Annotated in this window: 17 protein-coding genes, 2 rRNA genes and 1 pseudogene (1 of these 20 running past the window's edge); 13 read left to right on the top strand and 7 right to left on the bottom strand. The window is 46.5% G+C overall.

What is annotated here, in order from left to right:
* The 3 genes from ACZ5DR_RS00210 to ACZ5DR_RS00200 all read left to right on the top strand — a co-directional run.
* Positions 1–771: ribosomal RNA gene (locus ACZ5DR_RS00210) — 23S ribosomal RNA — on the top strand (it extends 2115 nt beyond the left edge of the window).
* 230 nt (positions 772–1001) lie between these two features.
* A 5S ribosomal RNA gene (rrf, locus tag ACZ5DR_RS00205) occupies positions 1002–1116 on the top strand.
* Between the two features lie 705 nt (positions 1117–1821).
* On the top strand, positions 1822–2442 hold the full coding sequence (locus ACZ5DR_RS00200) for a hypothetical protein (RefSeq protein ID WP_377365090.1): 621 nt from the start codon (positions 1822–1824) through the stop codon (positions 2440–2442).
* Here ACZ5DR_RS00200 and ACZ5DR_RS00195 read toward each other — a convergent pair.
* Positions 2439–3380, bottom strand: coding sequence for a LysR family transcriptional regulator (locus ACZ5DR_RS00195; RefSeq protein WP_377365092.1), 942 nt, complete (start codon positions 3378–3380; stop codon positions 2439–2441). The two genes, ACZ5DR_RS00200 and ACZ5DR_RS00195, sit on opposite strands and share 4 nt — an antisense overlap.
* Positions 3381–3485: 105 nt before the next feature.
* Here ACZ5DR_RS00195 and ACZ5DR_RS00190 point away from each other — a divergent pair, with 105 nt between their 5' ends.
* On the top strand, positions 3486–4382 hold the full coding sequence (locus ACZ5DR_RS00190) for a DMT family transporter (RefSeq protein WP_377365094.1): 897 nt from the start codon (positions 3486–3488) through the stop codon (positions 4380–4382).
* Positions 4383–4415: 33 nt separating this feature from the next.
* On the opposite strand, the gene oppF is transcribed toward ACZ5DR_RS00190, so the two are convergent.
* From oppF to ACZ5DR_RS00160, 6 genes are all read right to left on the bottom strand, one after another.
* Positions 4416–5414, bottom strand: a complete 999-nt coding sequence (gene oppF / locus ACZ5DR_RS00185) for a murein tripeptide/oligopeptide ABC transporter ATP binding protein OppF (protein WP_464543929.1) — start codon at positions 5412–5414, stop codon at positions 4416–4418.
* Positions 5414–6388, bottom strand: coding sequence for an oligopeptide ABC transporter ATP-binding protein OppD (gene oppD, locus ACZ5DR_RS00180; RefSeq protein ID WP_377365098.1), 975 nt, complete (start codon positions 6386–6388; stop codon positions 5414–5416). Before oppD ends, oppF begins: the two co-directional genes overlap by 1 nt.
* A 10-nt stretch (positions 6389–6398) precedes the next feature.
* A complete protein-coding gene (gene oppC / locus ACZ5DR_RS00175) occupies positions 6399–7325 on the bottom strand; it encodes an oligopeptide ABC transporter permease OppC (protein WP_377365100.1) in 927 nt (308 codons plus the stop codon).
* Between the two features lie 9 nt (positions 7326–7334).
* Entirely contained in the window at positions 7335–8255 is a 921-nt protein-coding gene (oppB, locus tag ACZ5DR_RS00170) for an oligopeptide ABC transporter permease OppB (protein ID WP_377365102.1), read from the bottom strand.
* A gap of 87 nt (positions 8256–8342) precedes the next feature.
* A complete protein-coding gene (locus ACZ5DR_RS00165) occupies positions 8343–9959 on the bottom strand; it encodes an ABC transporter substrate-binding protein (RefSeq protein ID WP_377365104.1) in 1617 nt (538 codons plus the stop codon).
* Positions 9960–10263: 304 nt separating this feature from the next.
* Complete coding sequence (locus ACZ5DR_RS00160; RefSeq protein ID WP_377365106.1) at positions 10264–10827, bottom strand: hypothetical protein; 564 nt, start codon at positions 10825–10827, stop codon at positions 10264–10266.
* A 236-nt stretch (positions 10828–11063) separates the two neighbouring features.
* Between ACZ5DR_RS00160 and iscR the strand changes: the two genes are divergently transcribed.
* From iscR to ACZ5DR_RS00115, 9 genes and pseudogenes are all read left to right on the top strand, one after another.
* Positions 11064–11555, top strand: coding sequence for a Fe-S cluster assembly transcriptional regulator IscR (gene iscR / locus ACZ5DR_RS00155; RefSeq protein ID WP_377365108.1), 492 nt, complete (start codon positions 11064–11066; stop codon positions 11553–11555).
* A 55-nt stretch (positions 11556–11610) separates the two neighbouring features.
* Positions 11611–13047, top strand: coding sequence for a Fe-S cluster assembly protein SufB (gene sufB, locus ACZ5DR_RS00150; protein ID WP_377365110.1), 1437 nt, complete (start codon positions 11611–11613; stop codon positions 13045–13047).
* Between the two features lie 97 nt (positions 13048–13144).
* Positions 13145–13852 (top strand): annotated as a pseudogene (sufC, locus tag ACZ5DR_RS00145) (Fe-S cluster assembly ATPase SufC); the annotation flags it as partial.
* Positions 13853–13854: 2 nt separating this feature from the next.
* Positions 13855–15078, top strand: coding sequence for a Fe-S cluster assembly protein SufD (sufD, locus tag ACZ5DR_RS00140; RefSeq protein WP_377365112.1), 1224 nt, complete (start codon positions 13855–13857; stop codon positions 15076–15078).
* Between the two features lie 11 nt (positions 15079–15089).
* Positions 15090–16307 (top strand): aminotransferase class V-fold PLP-dependent enzyme, encoded by a 1218-nt coding sequence (locus ACZ5DR_RS00135; RefSeq protein ID WP_377365114.1) that lies wholly within the window; start codon positions 15090–15092, stop codon positions 16305–16307.
* A gap of 9 nt (positions 16308–16316) precedes the next feature.
* The gene (locus ACZ5DR_RS00130; RefSeq protein ID WP_377365116.1) at positions 16317–16664 is read left to right on the top strand and encodes a HesB/IscA family protein; all 348 of its coding nucleotides are present in this window, start codon (positions 16317–16319) and stop codon (positions 16662–16664) included.
* 3 nt (positions 16665–16667) lie between these two features.
* The gene (gene sufT / locus ACZ5DR_RS00125) at positions 16668–17198 is read left to right on the top strand and encodes a putative Fe-S cluster assembly protein SufT (RefSeq protein WP_377365117.1); all 531 of its coding nucleotides are present in this window, start codon (positions 16668–16670) and stop codon (positions 17196–17198) included.
* 101 nt (positions 17199–17299) lie between these two features.
* On the top strand, positions 17300–17725 hold the full coding sequence (locus ACZ5DR_RS00120) for a SufE family protein (RefSeq protein ID WP_377365119.1): 426 nt from the start codon (positions 17300–17302) through the stop codon (positions 17723–17725).
* An 18-nt stretch (positions 17726–17743) separates the two neighbouring features.
* Positions 17744–18895 (top strand): IscS subfamily cysteine desulfurase, encoded by a 1152-nt coding sequence (locus ACZ5DR_RS00115; RefSeq protein WP_377365121.1) that lies wholly within the window; start codon positions 17744–17746, stop codon positions 18893–18895.
* The last annotated feature ends 101 nt before the right edge of the window (positions 18896–18996 follow it).

Here is an 18996-nt window from a genome sequence, read left to right as displayed (position 1 = left end):
AAGTGCAGACGCCAGTTTGCATGGAGCCAATCTTGAAATACCACCCTGGTATGTTTGAGGTTCTAACTCAGATCCGTTATCCGGATCGAGGACACTGTGTGGTGGGTAGTTTGACTGGGGCGGTCTCCTCCCAAAGAGTAACGGAGGAGCACGAAGGTGCGCTCAGCATGGTCGGAAATCATGCATAGAGTGTAAAGGCAAAAGCGCGCTTAACTGCGAGACAGACACGTCGAGCAGGTACGAAAGTAGGTCTTAGTGATCCGGTGGTTCTGTATGGAAGGGCCATCGCTCAACGGATAAAAGGTACTCCGGGGATAACAGGCTGATACCGCCCAAGAGTTCACATCGACGGCGGTGTTTGGCACCTCGATGTCGGCTCATCACATCCTGGGGCTGAAGCCGGTCCCAAGGGTATGGCTGTTCGCCATTTAAAGTGGTACGCGAGCTGGGTTTAGAACGTCGTGAGACAGTTCGGTCCCTATCTGCCGTGGACGTTTGAGATTTGAGAGGAGCTGCTCCTAGTACGAGAGGACCGGAGTGGACGAACCTCTGGTGTTCCGGTTGTCACGCCAGTGGCATTGCCGGGTAGCTACGTTCGGACGGGATAACCGCTGAAAGCATCTAAGCGGGAAGCCTCCCTCAAGATAAGATCTCACTGGTACTTTAAGTACCCTAAAGAGCCGTTCGAGACTAGGACGTTGATAGGTTGGGTGTGTAAGCGTTGTGAGGCGTTGAGCTAACCAATACTAATTGCTCGTGAGGCTTGACCATATAACACCAAAGTGGTTTTGCTAAGCTCTGAAGAAAACAGAGTGAACTACAAAGAATTTACGATAGTACTGAAATTGTTCCAGACAATTATCAGTATTGCCTCCATCCTTGGAGGTACCGGTTTGAATGCTTGGTTATCGACTGTTTCAAAAAAGTCTAATTGTTGAAGACTCAAGTTAACGAACTTGCGTGTTTTGAACATCAACTCAAAACGAACGCATACCAGTTTGCTTGACGATCATAGAGGCGTTGAACCACCTGATCCCATCCCGAACTCAGAAGTGAAAAGCGCCATCGCCGATGGTAGTGTGGGAGATCCCATGTGAGAGTAGGTCGTCGTCAAGCTTCAAATACGAAGCCCTGATCAGAAATGGTCAGGGCTTTTTTGTGCTTGTTTAAAAAGTGATTAACCCCATCCTAACCTTCCCCTTGAAAAGGGGAAGGGACGTGAGATGACACCATGCTCCGAAGGAGCCAGTGGCAGACATCCGAAGGATGCCCGCAGGGGATGACGCGCAGCGTCAGATCATTGTAGGTCGTTTACATTAATGACGAGGCAGATTAACCCCATCCTAACCTTCCCCTTAAAAAGGGGAAGGAACCTGAGATGCCTGCGTTAAAAGGGGTCAGATCCCTTTACGTACATTAGTTTCAGGCAATCCCTAATAGTATAGGGTTTTGACCCCTACGAATCCGAACCCCATCCTAGCCTTCCCCTTTAAAAGGGAAGGGACATGAGATGCCTGAGACTTGCTACTTGGTTGATACGGCGGTCACAGGTGTAAGTTGCTGTTGAATTGTGTTCTGTTAAGTGTTTTTGAGTTTGTCTGGATATTCTAGTGCGAACGTTATGTCTAATATTTTAGATTTACATAATTCGATGATTCTAAGTGACTGTTTTAATTATATCTTTTATTCGACTTTTTACTAATTGGGATTAAAGTGTATGTTTTCTGCAGTAATGTGAATACACAGCGGTAGTTACTTACATGGTCTCTTTTTAACATTAGCTAGTCTGTAAACTTCTTCAGGTTCTGCTTGGAGATAGTGATGTTTATTATTCGTGGTTTAATTTATTTGTTTGGTTTGGCTGCCATTGCGCAGTGTATCGCCTTAGAGGCTTTTGAGTTTGGGACTGCGGCAGAGTACAACGAGCAATCTCTTACGGAGAGGCTTCAGGACTTGTTTACGTTTTCTAGTTCTGTGATTTTCTTTATTTGTGCTTATTACTCTAAGCCACTTCGTCAAGCCTGCATTCTTTTAGGTGCCCTTACTTTGATGATGTGTGTCCGTGAGTCGGATTCGTACCTAGATCAAAATGTGTTTGATGGTGCATGGCAGGCAATCGTCAGTGTGATTTTGTTGGTTGTGATTGTTGTTCTTCGCAAGCAAGTGAAAGAGAGCTATCAGTCTCTACGTCGTTTCTCTGAAACATCGAGTTTTGGTTTTGTGGCTTGTGGCATGGTGATCATCTTAGCTTTCTCTCGCATGATGGGACGCGGTGATTTATGGAAAGCCCTGATGGGAGATGGTTATGTCCGTGTTGTTAAAAATGTTGTGGAAGAGGGGACAGAGCTTTTAGGCTACTCGATTGTTATGATCGCAGCGGTTGAGTTACTTGCCTTTGTTATTGCGGCGGTCAAAAAAGAGCGAGCCGCCACAAGCAACTAGTTCTCTACTAGGGTGTTAAATTCCTTCATGAGCCAGCTGCGCAGTTGTTGCAAAGCTGGTTCGTGCTTTCTGCTTTGTTTGAATGCTAAGTAGAACTTGTCCTTAGCGTTATGATAAAAGCACGGTATCTTTACCAGTCCATCCTGGGGCTCGTTTTCGTTGTACATATAATCATTTACTAAGGCTATTCCTAGCGAATGTATGGCGGCCTCTTGAGCGAGCATTAGGTGGCTGAAGCGATGAAACATCACGTTGTCGGGCATCACTACTTTTTGTTCATCGAACCATCTACGCCAATCCTCAGCATATTTATCGTACATACTATAGGACGTGATCAAAGGAAATTTGGCCAGTGCCTCTGGTTGCGCTTCCAGAATCGTAAGCAAGTCCTCATCTGTGTCAGCGTTTAATTCTGCTTTGATTTGTTGATACATCCCTTGGCTACAAACTGGAAACAATCTTTCTGTGTAGAAGTATTCAAACTCAAACCCTCTTTTGTTTGTCTCAATGGTGATGAAGCAATCGGCTGTGCGATCTGATAGTTCAGGCTCGGAGAAGGTCATTTCAATGGTCAGCTCTAAATTAGGGAACTGTCGTTTTAAATTTGGTAGCCGCGGAATTAACCAATACACAGCAAATGAGCTGTAAACCGCTAGCCTCAATTTTGCTTCCGTCGCGCCTTTGACCTGTTCGGTTGCTCGGGCAATTTGATTGAGGGAGCTGGTGATGCTGTCTAAGTAGCTTCGTCCCTCTTGAGTCAACTCGAGCTTTCTACCTGAGCGTAGAAAAAGCTGTTCACCTAAATGATTTTCTAGACTCTTCACATGATGGGATACGGCACTTTGAGTAATGTGAAGTTCTTCCGCTGCCAATGAGAAACTGTTTAATCGGGCAACAGCTTCAAATACGGGAAGTGACTTCAATGGTGGCAGCTTCATTTTAGTATCCAAAAAACTAATAGTTGGTTAAATTATATCATTTTATTGGATTTTTGTTGTTAATTATACTGCCGCCATTGATTCACTGTTTTGAGGTAATGAGCGATGTCTGGGCGTACGGTAAGTAGTGCCATTGTTGTTTTGGTATTGGGGAATTTGATGGCCACATTGTGTGATGTGTTTATCAAGTTGGCCGATGCGAATGTGGCGGTATTTCAGTTTACTTTTTTCCGTGTGTTATTCATGTGTCTTTTGCTGATGCCTTTCGTATTGCGTAAGCGTGAGCAGAACCCTTTCGCTGGGCTTAAGTTGCATGTTGTGCGTGGTAACCTGTGGATCTTGACGTCTGTTTTATTGGTCATTTCACTTTCGCAATTGCCTTTAGCAACCGCCAATGCCATTTTTTACACAGCGCCTATTTTTATCATCTTATTGGCGGTAGTGTTTTACAAAGAGAAGCTAACGCCTGCGGTATCTGTGGCTGCAATCTCAGGTTTTTTAGGCGTTCTTGTTATTTTAAAGCCAAGTTATATTGGTTGGGGCATGTTAAGCGCTCTAGCGTTTGCTTTTGTATTGGCGGTGAATAGTCTTTTGGTGCGTAAATTACCAACGGGTCAAAGTGCAATGCATGGCCTTTTGGTAGCACAATTTTGTGCGCTACCTCTTGCTGGAGCTTTAGCCATTTGGGAAGGTGGCTCTTTAACTTGGGAACAATTTGGTTTCGCCTTAGCTTCTTCCGTGTGTTCCGTTGCTTACAGTATGGGTTGCTTAATAGGATACCGTTATGTGGCGTCTAGTCAGGTGAGCTCTGCGGAGTACTCTGGCTTATTATTCGCCATTGTAGCGGGATGGCTGTTCTTTGGTGAGGGGATCGATCTTAGCTTGATCTTGGGCGCCGCTCTGATTATTTTGCCGCTTTTCTACATTGGTAGAAAAGATATGCTGGCGGAAAGAGCGAAGAAACGGCAGCGTCCACTGGTTGAAGTGGTGCCAGAAATTTAAGAAAAAGCCCGATGTTTCCATCGGGCTTTTTTGTTATTGAAGTTCGTCCTTGCGGGTGCAAGCGACGTAATGAAGATCATTTACTTGAGTCAATGTTGGCTTCTGTGTTTCACACAGTTCCTTGGCATGGGGGCAGCGGGTCCGAAAGACGCAGCCGGAAGGTGGTGACATAGGCGAAGGAAGCTCTCCGGCAAGCAGTTGGATTTCTTTGTTTCGCTCTAACTTTGGATCAGGTACAGGCACGGCGGACAGCAATGCTTGGGTGTAAGGGTGACGCGGATTGTCATAGAGTTCATTCTTATGGGCTATTTCCACTGCATTGCCCAAGTACATAACAAGCACTCGATCAGATATGTGTTTTACCACACTTAGATCGTGGGCGATAAACACTAAGGACAATCCCATTTCCTTTTGCAGGGCTTTTAGCAAGTTCACCACTTGAGCTTGAATGGAGACGTCCAGGGCTGACACAGGCTCATCACAGACAATTAACTTCGGTTTTAGGATCAGTGCACGGGCGATACCGATACGTTGACATTGGCCACCGGAAAACTCATGTGGGTAGCGGTTGATCACGTTTGGTAACAAGCCAACCTTGGCCATCATTTGCCTCACTTCTTCCTTGACCTGGTCCTTGGTTAACTCAGGTCTGAAGGTGGTGAGTGGCTCGCCAATAATTTCGCCCACAGTCATGCGAGGATTAAGAGACGCTAATGGATCTTGAAAGATCATTTGTAGCTCTTGCCGTTTAGCGCGCAACTGCTGTTTATCTAAGGAGGTGAGGTCTTTCCCTAGCCACACCACGCTCCCTTCTGTGATGGGCACTAGGCGAAGTATCCCCCGAGCGAGGGTGGATTTACCACAACCTGATTCGCCGACAATACCTAAGGTTTCCCCTTCATAGATACTCAGGTTTATGCCATCTACGGCCTTGAGTGTGCGAGGTTTTTCCCAGGGCCAAGCATTATCTTTTTTGATTTGGAAGTGCACCTTAAGGTTATTCACTTCCATGATTGAAGTTTTGTTATTCATCATAGGGCAACCTGTGTATCAATCGGGTGATGGCATGCGCGGAGTCGCCCTGAGGCGAATTCATCTAAGGTAGGTTCCTCTGTTTCGCAGCGTGACTCCTTATGGAGGCAACGTTCTTGGAAGGGGCATCCTTTGGGCAAATGCAATAGGTTTGGTGGATTGCCTGGTATGGTGCTTAGCAGTTCTCCTTCGGTGTCCAAGCGAGGCACCGCTTGCAGCAGCCCTTGTGTATAAGGGTGAGTCGGTCGGTAAAAAACGTCTTCGGTGGAGCCGTATTCCATGGTTTGTCCCGCATACATCACCAGGACTTGGTCACATAATCCAGCCACAACACCTAGATCATGGGTAATCATGATGATTGATGTATCAAAGTCTGCTTTGAGTTCGTTTAACAAGGTTAGGATTTGCGCTTGTACTGTTACATCTAGGGCAGTGGTTGGTTCATCTGCAATCAAGAGTTTAGGTTGGCAGAGTAGTGCCATGGCGATCATAACCCGTTGACGCATGCCTCCAGAGAATTCGTGAGGGTAATGGTTCATACGCTGGCGTGCTTCTGGGATCTTCACGGCTTCTAGCATGCGTACGGAGGCCTCAAAGGCTGCACTGTGCGACATACCACGATGCAGCTTTAAGACTTCCATCAGTTGTTTGCCGACCTTCATGTAGGGATTGAGGGAGGTCATCGGGTCCTGAAAAATCATGGCAATTTCCGATGCTCTTACTTTGTTTAACGCCTTTTCATTGAGAGTCAGCAGGTTTTGCTGGTTAAAAATGGCTTCACCTTCAATCACGCCGTTTTTCGCTAGCAATCCCATCAAGGCAAAAGCTGTTTGGCTTTTTCCTGAACCGGATTCGCCAACTATGCCTAGGGTTTCCCCTTGGTTTAAGGAGAAGTTTAAGTTGTTTACCGCGGTGACTTGGCCATCTGGTGTGTTGAAGTGTACTTGTAAATTATTAACGGTTAATAAGCTCATTATCGGCTCCTTATCGATCTTTTGGATCGAGGGCGTCTCGCAGCCCGTCGCCTAAAAAGTTAAAACAAAACAGGGTGGCAATCAGAAAACTCAGAGGCCAAGCAAGCTGCCAGACTGCGATTTCCATGTTTTGAGCACCCTCTGAAATCAAAGCTCCCCAGCTTGTCATAGGCTCTTGAACCCCAAGACCAAGGAAGCTAATAAAAGACTCCAGTAGAATCATGTTAGGTACGAGTAAGGTGGCATACACGACAACAATCCCAAGTACATTGGGTACTATGTGGCGAAGGATGATCTTGGTGCTTGAAACGCCGCAGGCATGAGCGGCTTCAATAAACTCTTTGTTTTTCAGACTTAAGGTTTGCCCGCGTACAATTCTCGCCATGTCGAGCCAAGAAATAGCGCCAATGGCGACAAATATTAAGAAGATGTGACGGCCAAAAAGCGTCATCAAAATAATGACGAAAAACATAAAAGGGAAAGAGTTTAAAATCTCTAGGGCGCGCATCATGATACTGTCTACTCGGCCACCAAGGTACCCTGATGTTGCTCCGTATAGGGTTCCAATGACGATGGCTACGAAGCTCCCCATAATGCCCACTAAAAGCGATATTTGGCCGCCTTGCATGGTGCGAACGAAGATATCTCGCCCGAGAGTATCTGTGCCAAAGTAGTGGCCATTTTCAATATTAGGGCGACCCAGAGTACTGATATCTGAAAGGGCTTCCCAATCTATGTCTTCGTAGTGCCATTGGCTTAATAACGGGCCTATTAGACTGATTGCTGTAATTAGGGCGAGTATAACTAAGCTTACCACTGCCGCTTTGTTAGAGAAGAAGCGTCTTCGGGCGTCTTGCCATAAGCTTCTGCCTTGTACTTCTGTGACGTCGAGGGCGAATTGCTCTACCGTCTGAATTTTATCTTTTGTGATTTGCATAACAGGAACCTAGTAGCGGATTTTTGGATCGATCACGGCATAAAGAATGTCGACGATGGCGTTGAATAGAATCGTCAATGTGCCGATCAAAATAGTGACTCCCATTACCATGGAGTAGTCACGGTTTAATGCGCCATTAATAAAGTGCTGACCTATCCCACCGGTGCCGAAATAGACATCTACGATCACAGACCCGGTGACAATGCCAACGAATGCGGGGCCTAGGTATGAAATAACCGGAAGCATGGCTGGACGCAGGGCATGTTGAAAAATGATGCGAAACTTCGGTAGTCCTTTGGCACGAGCGGTGCGAATGAAGTTGGAATGCATGGTTTCAATCATGCTTCCCCGTGTGATTCGTGCGATCTGTGCAATATAGCTGGTGGACATGGCAATCACAGGCATCACTAAATAAGGCCATGCGCCACCGTTCCAACCACCCGGGGGAAGCCAATTAAGATGGATAGAAAACAGCAAAATACACAGGGGGGCGAGTACGAAGTTGGGTAGAACGATGCCGAGGTTAGCAAACGCCATGACACCCACATCCCACCAAGAGTTTTGTTTCAAAGCAGCAATAATGCCGCTTCCCACGCCTAGGATAAGTGCGACTAGAAATGACCATATACCGATCTTGGCGGAGACGGGAAAGCTCTGTTCGATCAGCTCGTTAATAGAGAAATCTTTGTAACGGAAGGATGGGCCGAAATCCCCTTGTAATAAGCCACCAAGATAACGGAAGTACTGGTTAATGACGGGTTCATCTAGGTGATATTTTGCATTAATGTTGGCGAGTACTTCTGGTGGTAGGCTTCGTTCACTAGAGAAAGGGCTGCCCGGCGCGGCGTGCATCAAAAAAAACGAAATCGTAATCAAGACCAGCAGAGTCGGAATCGCTTCAAAAATACGCTTGATAATAAATGTCAGCATGTTGAATTACTTGTGTTAACCCAAGCGAATGGGGGTGGAACAAATAGACAAGGCCCAGGGGGCCTTGTCCGTTTCGACTCGAGTCGATTAGTGGGCAATGATGTACATATCACGGGTATAGATATTGTCCTCTGGGTTTGGCATGTAGCCACCCACATAAGGCTTCACTAGACGTTTCGTGGTGTACTGGTAGATAGGTGCCACAGCCATGTCTTGCTCGATGGCAATCTCTTCGGCGGCATTGTAATTCTGTGCGGGGGCTTTCATGGTGCGGGCGTCATGCAACAGCTTGTCGTACTCGGCGTTGCTGTACTTGCCGTCGTTGTTGCCGTGGGTCGTTGTTAGTAAATCCAGCATGGTGGAGGCTTCATTGTAGTCACCAATCCAGCCGGCTCGAGCCACTTCAAAATTACCCGCTTTTTTGGTTTCGAGGTAGGTTTTCCATTCCTGGTTTTCTAGTGTGACATTAATACCGAGGGCCTTTTTCCACATAGATGAAACAGCGATGGCAATCTTTTTATGATTGTCATTAGTGTTGTAAAGCAGGTTGAATTTGAGTGGGTTGCTTGGGCCAAAACCTGCGTCATTTAGCAGCTCTTTCGCTTTCTCGTCACGTTCTTTTTGCGACCAAGTAGCGTAGTCAGGTTTTGCAGGTGTAAAGCCGTTTACAACGTCAGGGGTGAACGAGTAGGAAGGAAGCTCTCCTGTTCCTGTGACAAATTTCGCAATTACGTCGCGGTTGATGGTGTAGGACAGGGCTTTACGAACGCGAACATCATCAAATGGCGCTTGCTTTGTGTTGAATTGGTAGTAATAGGTGCCGAGTTGAGGCGTTACAACAACTTCGTCTGGGATGCTTTTGGTTAACTGTTTAAAGTGATCGTTAGGTAATTCATAACTAACGTCCATTTGACCCGCTTGATAGCGTTTCATTTCTGCGTTAGGGGACTCGATTGGTAAGATGGTGACTTTGTTGATAACAGTCTCATCGTTGTTCCAGTAGTGAGTGTTTCGAGTGAACACCATCTTTTCGTTAACGATCCAATCATCCAGTTGATATGCGCCGTTTGATACGATGTGCTCTGGTTTAGTCCAGTCATCACCCCATTTTTCTACGACTGCTTTAGGAGCAGGGAACATGGTTTGGTGGGACGTCATTTTTACGAAATATGGTACAGGGCGTTCAAGGGTGACCTGAAAGGTATGGTCGTCCAGTGCTTTGACTCCCAATGTGGAAGGATCTGCTTCCCCTGAAATGATTTTGCTGGCATTTACAATGGATGGGATTTCAATGAACCAAGCATAAGGCGATGCGGTGGCTGGATCTACGGCACGGGTAAAGCCAAACACGAAGTCTTCTGCTGTAACAGGTTCGCCATTTGACCAGGTGGCATCTTTACGTAGTTTAAAGGTGTAGACGGTGTTGTCATCATTCGCTGTGTAGCTTTCTGCAACGCCAGGGATCAAGTTGCCATCACCATCTTGGTTGTACAGTCCTTCAAACAAATCCCTAGCACGTAATGAGCCTGGAGTACCCTCGATTTTTTGAGGATCTAGGGTTGCAGGTTCTGCACCACCGCCTTTAACCAGCTCTTGCTTGTCTGCCAGTTTAACGCCTTCAGGTACATGGGCGGCAAGGGTATAGCTGGAGGTAACGGTAGCGGAAAGAATAGCGCTCGCGATAAGCGTCTTGCGAATTGACATAATGGTTCCTTATGTAATTTGACGATGAGTAAAAGCACCTTACTGTGTTGTTATTTAAGCTCGTGGCTTGGGTGCTGACCGTCAATGATCATTATGCAAGCATTGCAAACGCTCAATCGAAATAGTGAATGGGCCTATGCGTATCCTAAAGTATTGCAAAAACCGGGTGGTTTGGAGAGTGTTTGATTTCTATTCTAAGTGTCTGATTTATAAAGGTAAAATTAAAAGTTTTTGTGGGTGTAGGTGAAGTGGAGGTGCTTGTTTGGTGTAAAGATCTTTACACCAAACAAGGGGGCATGAAGCGTTATTGAGTGCTTGTTGTGGTTTGTGGAGCAACATTATTGGGTTGTTCTGGCGGTTCGCCAGTTTTGAGCAGGCGCAATAGACTTGCGCGTTCCATGCTCGATTTCATCGCCAGATCCATCTGATACTGATAGGTGGTTTCCCAATCTGTGCCATTAGGTAATATGTCACCTAAGTCACCAATAGCCTGCCGCATAACCGATAAGTAGCCTTGAATGTTTTCTTCTTGGTTAATCAAGATGTTTTTCAAGGCTGTGGCGCTACTATGACGTAGATAGGTTTTCAGCGTTTCATTTTCAGCACTCATGGCATCAATGGCACTGTTTTGCTGTTCAATGCTTTGGCGCATGGCCACCAGTTGCGAGTCTACTGTTTCTTCCTCAGCACTGATTTCATCCTCAGTATTACTAGAGACCAGCATATAGGTTACTCCTGAGGAGGCGCCTACGCTTAAAACAAAGCAACCAAAGAAACTGGCAATCAGCCCTAAGGGGAGTTTGCGTTTGGGTTTGCTTTCTTGCTCTGTGTCGTCTTTTTGCTCAACTTTATCGGCGTTTTTGGCCATGCTGATGCTCCTTAGGAACCTTTACTTCAATTATTAAGAGGTTTATCAGAAAAACTCATCAGTATATAGAAACAAATGCTAGGGAATTTGTTCAGTTTTGAAACGTATACCCTTAAAATACCGCAGAATTTAGATAAGCGCTAATAACCTACTAATACAGTCGGGTAAATACTTGATCAAAATAGTAGGTTTTGTGTATTATTTGCTCCATCAATGAGTATTTGAGTGGAACGTGTATGCGCTTAACAACAAAAGGCCGTTACGCCGTGACGGCAATGCTGGACTTGGCTTTACACACAGACAGTGGGCCAGTGTCACTTTCTGATATCTCAAATCGTCAAGGTATCTCTTTGTCTTATCTCGAGCAGTTGTTTGCCAAGTTGCGAAAGCAAAACTTGGTTCTTAGTGTTCGTGGGCCGGGCGGTGGTTATCGCTTGAGTCGAGATCGAGCAGATATTTACGTCGCTCAAATTGTGGATGCTGTGAATGAATCAGTAGACGCGACAGGATGTAAAGGGCGGAGTGATTGTCAGGGAGGCAACACATGTCTGACGCATCACCTTTGGTGTGATTTAAGCGATCAGATTCATGATTTTTTGAGTGGTATCAGTCTCGAAAAACTGGTTCAGCGCAACGACGTACGTCAAGTGGCTGAGCGTCAGGAGCATGATAGCAAGATGGTTGGTGGCAGTTCGATTGATAAAATCTCTGCGGCACTCATCAATTAACAAACATAATCAAGTGAATGCCTAGCATTCCTAGAACAACGAGTGAGTTTCGAATATGACTGAGCAGATTGATAAGGCGTTAGCTCGAGAATACGAAGCAGGCTTCGTTTCTGCAGTGGAATCAGAAACGTTTGAGCCAGGGCTTAACGAAGACGTTATCCGCCGAATCTCTGAAGTCAAAGGTGAACCTGAGTGGATGCTGGAATGGCGTCTTAATGCGTTTCGTGTTTGGCAAGAAATGGATGAGCCTGATTGGGCTCATGTGGATTACGAAAAAGTCGATTTTCAAGCGATCTCTTACTACTCTGCGCCAAAGAGTATGAAGGATAAGCCTAAATCTCTTGATGAAGTGGATCCTGAGTTGCTGCGTACCTACGAAAAGTTAGGTATCCCTTTGGTTGAGCAGCAAATGCTAGCGGGTGTTGCAGTAGATGCTGTATTCGATTCGGTATCGGTGGTGACGACTTTCCGTGAAAAGCTAGAAGAGGCCGGCGTTATTTTTTGCCCAATCTCCGAAGCCGTTCATAAGTACCCTGAATTAGTTAAAAAATACCTTGGTAGTGTTGTTCCTACTAAGGATAACTTCTTTGCCGCTCTAAACTGTGCTGTCTTCACTGATGGCTCATTCGTTTACATTCCAAAAGGCACTCGCTGTCCGATGGAGCTGTCTACATATTTCCGTATTAACGAACAAAATACTGGTCAATTCGAACGTACCTTAATCGTTGCCGATGAAGGCTCATACGTTAGCTACCTTGAAGGCTGTACTGCACCTCAACGTGACGAAAACCAACTTCACGCTGCGGTAGTTGAGCTGGTGGCTATGGACGATGCGGAAATCAAATATTCTACCGTTCAGAACTGGTATCCAGGTGATGAAGAAGGTAAAGGCGGTATTTACAACTTCGTTACTAAACGTGGTGTCTGCCATACCAATGCGAAAATCTCTTGGACGCAGGTAGAAACGGGCTCATCAGTGACTTGGAAGTACCCAAGCTGTGTCTTGAAAGGGGACAACAGTATTGGTGAGTTTTATTCTGTCGCTTTGACTCGTGGCCGCCAACAAGCGGATACGGGGACCAAGATGATTCATATCGGTAAAAACACTAAATCTACGATTATCTCTAAAGGGATCTCCGCTGGTCGCAGTAGCAATGCCTATCGCGGTTTAGTGCGTATGAACCCAGGTGCAGAAGGTGCACGTAACTTCACCCAGTGTGACTCTTTGCTGATCGGTGATAAGTGTGGCGCCCATACCTTCCCATACGTGGAAAGCCGCAATCCGTCGGCCATTGTTGAACACGAAGCAACGACTTCTAAAGTCAGCGACGATCAAATGTTCTTGTGCCGTCAACGTGGTGTGGATCCTGAAAAAGCGGTCTCCATGATCGTAAACGGCTTCTGTAAAGAAGTATTCAAAGAACTCCCTATGGAGTTTGCCGTTGAAGCGGGCAAACTTCTCGAAATTAGCCTTGAAGGCTCTGTTGGTTAGGTTGAGGAACCCATTGAACATGTCAAACGAAAACGTTTTGTTGTCGATTAAAGATTTGCACGCCAGTGTAGAAGAAAAAAACATTCTCAAAGGTCTCAACCTTGATATCAAACCTGGTGAAGTACACGCCATCATGGGGCCAAATGGTGCGGGTAAATCCACCACTGGTTATGTGCTTTCTGGTCGTGATGGCTACGAAGCTGATAGTGGCTCTGTGACCTTAGCGGGTGAAGACTTGCTAGAAATGGAAGTGGAAGATCGCGCTCGTGCAGGGCTTTTCTTAGCCTTCCAATACCCAGTTGAAATCCCTGGTGTAAGCAACCTTGAGTTTCTAAAAGTCGCAGTAGATGCCCAGCGCGAAGCGCGTGGCGAAGAGTCACTCACTTCCGCAGAGTTTCTAAAGATTGCTAAAGAAGCCTGTAAACAAGTTAATTTGCCTGTGTCTTTCCTTAAGCGTGGTGTTAACGAAGGCTTCTCTGGCGGTGAGAAAAAGCGTAACGAGATCATGCAGATGATTTTGCTTAAGCCAAAACTTTGCATCTTGGATGAAACCGACTCTGGTCTAGACATCGATGCTATGCAAGTGGTTGCCAACGGCGTCAATAGCCAACGTGATTCTGAGCGCAGCTTTATCGTTGTGACCCACTATCAGCGCCTTTTGGATTACATCAAGCCTGACTTCGTGCATGTTTTGGCGGACGGTAAAATCGTTAAAAGTGGTGATGCATCTTTGGCCAAAGAGCTGGAAGCACAAGGGTATGCTTGGTTACAAACAGAGCCAACTGAAGACGAACTAGAGGATTAATCATGAGTGAATGGTTACAACAAGCCATCGCTCGTGCCGACAGCATTCAAGATGGTTTTGAAAGCCAGCGAGCGGCTGCGCTTACGCAATTAAAAGACGTTAAATGGCCAACCCGTAAAACCGAAGCTTGGAAGTACACACCGCTTCGAGCGGTTGAGCGTAGCACTGCGATCTACAAAGAAGAATCCCCAGAGCTGGAGCCAATACAGATTGCAGGCATTGAGTTTCTAGAGTTGACCTTTGTGGATGGGCAGTTGGTGTCTATGCCAGAAGAACTACCAGAAGGCATCACCATTGAAATGCAGGAGTCTGACCTATTTGGCTCCATCAAGCCTGCACGCCATGTATTTGGTTTGGTCAACGATGTTTTGGCTGCTGACGTGGCGGTGGTAACGGTTGCAGAAGGTGTTGCCGTTGAGTCTATGGTGCGTATCAATAATTTGATGAGCAATGGCGCTCAAGGCCATATTCGTGTGGTCGTGGACATCAAGGCGGGCGCCTCAGTAAAAGTCGTTGAGAATGCTGAAGCTCAAGGGGCTTCTCTGACCACTGCGTTTACAGAGTTTTTAGTGGGCCCAGAAGCGAGCTTAGAGCATTACCGTTTTGCTATGCAGGCAGCAGATAATGTTGCCATTGGTGGAAGCCACTTCAAATTGCTTGAAAAAGCAGTTTTGAATAGCACTATCATCGGTTTTGGTAGTGATCTTCAGCGCATCGACACAGATATTATCCATGCTGGTGAAAAAGCGGATGCAAAACTGAACGCAATCTACTTGCTGGATGGAAAAGAGTTGTTTGACTTGCATGCAAACGTTGAGCATGGGGTGCCAAACTGTACTACCGAAGAAAACATCCGCGGCATTGCCGCAGACCAAAGTAGAGCAGTCTTTAACGGACGTATCCATATTCATCCAGATGCGCAAAAGACGTTAGCAGAGTTAAATAACCGTAACCTGCTTATGTCTAACAAAGCTGAAATCAATACCAAGCCGGAGCTTGAGATTTACGCTGATGATGTACGTTGTGCTCATGGTGCCACCATTGCCGAGATCGACAAACAGGCCTTGTACTACTTGCAAACTCGCGGTGTGAGTCGCTCTCAAGCCCAGCTTATGTTGAGTTTTGGTTTTATTAATGAATTGATCGATCAGATGCCTGCTGCAGAGTTAGCGGAATGGGTGCGTCCTATTATTCGTGACCGATTTGCTCAAATGGAAGTTAAATAAGCGAGAAAGCTATGAGTCTTGATGTTGCTGCGATACGTGAGCAGTTTCCAATCTTAAAACGAGAAATCGACGGTAAGCCGCTTATATATCTCGATAACGCCGCGACCACACAAAAGCCGCAGTGCGTAATCGATGCGCTGGTTGAGTATTACACTCAGTATAATTCTAACGTCCACCGTGGTGCCCATCGGCTAGCGGATGAGGCGACACGTAAGTTTGAAGGCGCCCGCGACATCATTAAAGACTTCATTAACGCGCCAAAGCGTGAAGAAGTGATTTGGACTTCTGGTACGACCGAAGGCATCAATATGATTGCTAACGGTTTAGCGAAGCTTCTGACTGCTTCCGATGAAGTGATTGTGACAGGCATGGAGCATCACGCCAATATTGTTACTTGGCAGCAAGCTTGTAAGGCCGCAGGTGCGACCTTACATACAGTGCCTGTGACTGACAAGGGTGAGTTAGACTTAGAGGTTTACTCGTCTTTATTAAATGAAAACACCAAGTTAGTGGCGTTCCCCCATGTGTCTAACTCATTGGGCACTGTGAATCCGATTAAATGGATGACGGAGCAAGCAAAACGCGTTGACGCTTGGGTATTGGTGGATGGCGCTCAAGGCATTGCTCATGGCAATGTGGATGTGCAAGACATTGGCTGTGACTTCTACGCTTTCTCAGGCCATAAGATTTATGGTCCCATGGGTGTTGGGGTGCTTTGGGGGAGGGCGGATCTATTAGCGCAATGGCCCGTTTGGCAAACTGGTGGTGAGATGATCGCTACGGTGACCCTACAAGACGCTACTTGGAATGTACTCCCTTATCGACTAGAAGCGGGTACACCAAATGTCGGTGATGCCATTGCATTAGGTGAGGCTATTCGATGGTTTGATGCTCTTGATCACGCAGATGTGGCAGCCCATGAACAAGCTTTGATGACTCGTGCAACCGAGCTTGCTAAGGACTTTGAAGGTCTGCGCATGATCGGCGAGGCAGAGGATAAAGTGGGGGCGTTTAGCTTTGTGCTAGATGAAGGTCATCCGGCAGACATCGGATTTCTTTTGGATCGTCAGGGGATTGCTATCCGTACTGGCGATCATTGTGCTCAGCCGCTTATGGCTCGTTTTAACGTGCCAGGTACGGCGCGCATGTCGTTCTCGATTTACAATACGCTCGACGAAGTTGAGCAGTTTTTTGCCGCATTGAAAAAAGTGCGCATGATGTTGGCTTAGGAGGACATTATGACGACAGAAACATTTGATCCCAAACAAACAGTGAGTTTGACAGACTCAGCCCGAAAGTTCTTTGCTTCTAAATTGGCGAAGCAAGAGGGTGTGGTGCGCCTGAGCACCAAAGAAAGCGGCTGCACGGGCTATGCCTATGTACTGGATATTGTTGCGGCGCCGGAGCAAGGGGATGCCTTGTTGGATTTTGATGGTATCAAGTTGGCCATTGATGATGAATCTTTGACCTTACTTCGCGGCACACAAATCGATTTGGTCCGTGAAGGTGTTAACCAGGTTGTGAAGTTCAATAATCCAAACGTCGTAGCAGAATGTGGCTGCGGTGAAAGCTTTAGCGTGAATTAATCTATGCAAAAGATGGTTGTAACTCAGCGAGAATGCCCCGCTCGACGAGTCCCTAGTGGTGAGCCCACCACCATTCCAGAAGGGCAATTTATTACGATTAACCAAGCGCTAGGTGGCAATTATACCGTTACCTTTCAAGGTAACATGCTACGCATTGATGGCACGGATGCAGATGCCATCGGGCAAGAGCCTGAAGTGCTGAGTTTTACAGACGATGGCTCTGGTCAAATTGTTGAAGATCAAGTTTGGCAGGCTCTTGATAGCGTGTTTGATCCTGAGATTCCAATTAGCTTGGTGTCCCTTGGGTTAGTTTACAAAGTCGCTATAGATCAAGAGGCTGGCAAGGTCAGCATTGATATGACATTAACCGCCCCAGGTTGTGGCATGGGGCCAGTTTTAGTGAGTGATGTGAAATACCGTGTCGCTAAGGTACCGAACGTTGAATTGGTACAGGTTGAGCTAGTATTTGATCCACCATGGTCTCGCGAAATGATGAGCGAAGAAGCTCAGTTAGAAGCTGGCTTATTCTTTTAGAACGCTTAAATACGCGTTAAAATGACTGACTATATTCCACGGCTGACGCTGACACGTCGGCCGTTTCTTTTTTTGCTTTTGCCCTGACAGAGAGGCGCATTATGTCACTACCGACTACCGAAGACATTGTTGATGACATTTCATTCTTTGATGATTGGGAAGAGAAATATAAATACATCATCGACCTAGGTAAGTCTTTACCTGAGTTTGATGATGCTTGGCACACCCAGGAGCGATTGGTCAAAGGTTGCCAGAGTAATGTTTGGATTCAGCCAGACAGCCGACAAGACCCAGAGAAAGGTGAAGTTTTGGTGTTCGCCGTAGACAGTGATGCGGTGATTGTGCGTGGTTTATTGGGGTTAGTTATGGCGGCGTACAATGAAAAAACCGCCCAAGAAATATTGGCGTTTGATATCGACACCTATTTTGCTGAGTTGGATCTTGAAAGCCATCTGAGCCCAACTCGCGGAAACGGCTTACGTTCTATTGTGGGACGTATTCAATCTATTGCTCAAGCCTCTGCATAGCTTATTCGGAGATTTAAGATGAACACTCCCGTATACCTAGATAACTCAGCTACCACTGCCGTTGATCCCCGTGTTGCTGAAAAAATGATGGCTTGCCTGACCCAAGACGGAAACTTTGGTAACCCAGCTTCTCGCTCTCATTTATTCGGTTGGCGTGCTGAGGAAGCGGTAGAAGAAGCCCGTCAGCAGGTGGCAGAGTTAATTGGTGCGGATGCTCGCGAAATTGTGTGGACCTCAGGTGCGACCGAGGCTAATAACCTTGCTTTGAAAGGTGTGGCTCGTGCGAACGCCCAAAAAGGCCGTCATATTATTACGTCATTGATTGAGCATAAGGCTGTGTTGGACCCATGTCGCCAGCTGGAGCTTGAGGGTTTTGAGGTGACTTACTTGCAGCCAAATGCCCACGGTGAAATCACTTTGGCAATGGTGGAGGCTGCACTGCGAGAGGACACTATTTTGGTGTCTCTGATGCATGGCAATAATGAGCTAGGAGTGCTGACGGATATCGCCTCGATTGGTCAATTGACCCGCGCACGAGGTATCTATTTGCATGTGGATGGTGCTCAAACCACAGGTAAGGTTGCCATAGATGTGAACGCTATGAATGTCGATCTCATGTCTCTAACGGCACATAAAACCTATGGCCCGAAGGGAATAGGTGCCCTATATGTTCGCCGTTCTCCTAAGGTGAAACTGGAAGCTCAAATCCATGGGGGTGGTCACGAACGAGGCATGCGTTCGGGAACTTTAGCGACTCATCAAATTGTGGGTATGGGTGAGGCCTTTGCAATTGCCAAGTCTGATATGGAGGCTGACAGTGCTCGCATTACGGCATTAAGGGAGCGTCTGTGGGCTGGTTTATCTGAGCTATCTGGGGTGCATCTAAATGGTGATTCTCCTAACCGCGTGGCTGGAGTTCTAAATGTGGGGTTCGATGGGGTTGATGGCGAGATTCTTTTAATGTCTCTTGCAGATATTGCTGTATCTTCGGGTTCTGCTTGTACTTCTGCCAGTCTGGAGCCGTCCTACGTATTGCGTGCTATTGGCTTGGCTGACGAGCTTGCCCATGCTTCTTTACGTCTTTCTATTGGTCGTTTTACCACGGAAGAAGAGGTGGAATTTGTTGTTACAACCCTGAAAAATGCAGTGTCTCAGTTGCGTGGCGTTTAATTACGACATTTTTTAGGGAAATTACTGAATAAATGTAAAAAAGCACGTTAGATACATACAACTTTCACAGAGACATGCGTATAATCTGCGCGCTAAACTTT

Source organism: Marinomonas vaga, from assembly GCF_055388305.1.
The sequence above is the reverse complement of the archived record's forward strand: the minus strand, read 5'-3'. Positions and strand labels throughout refer to the sequence as shown.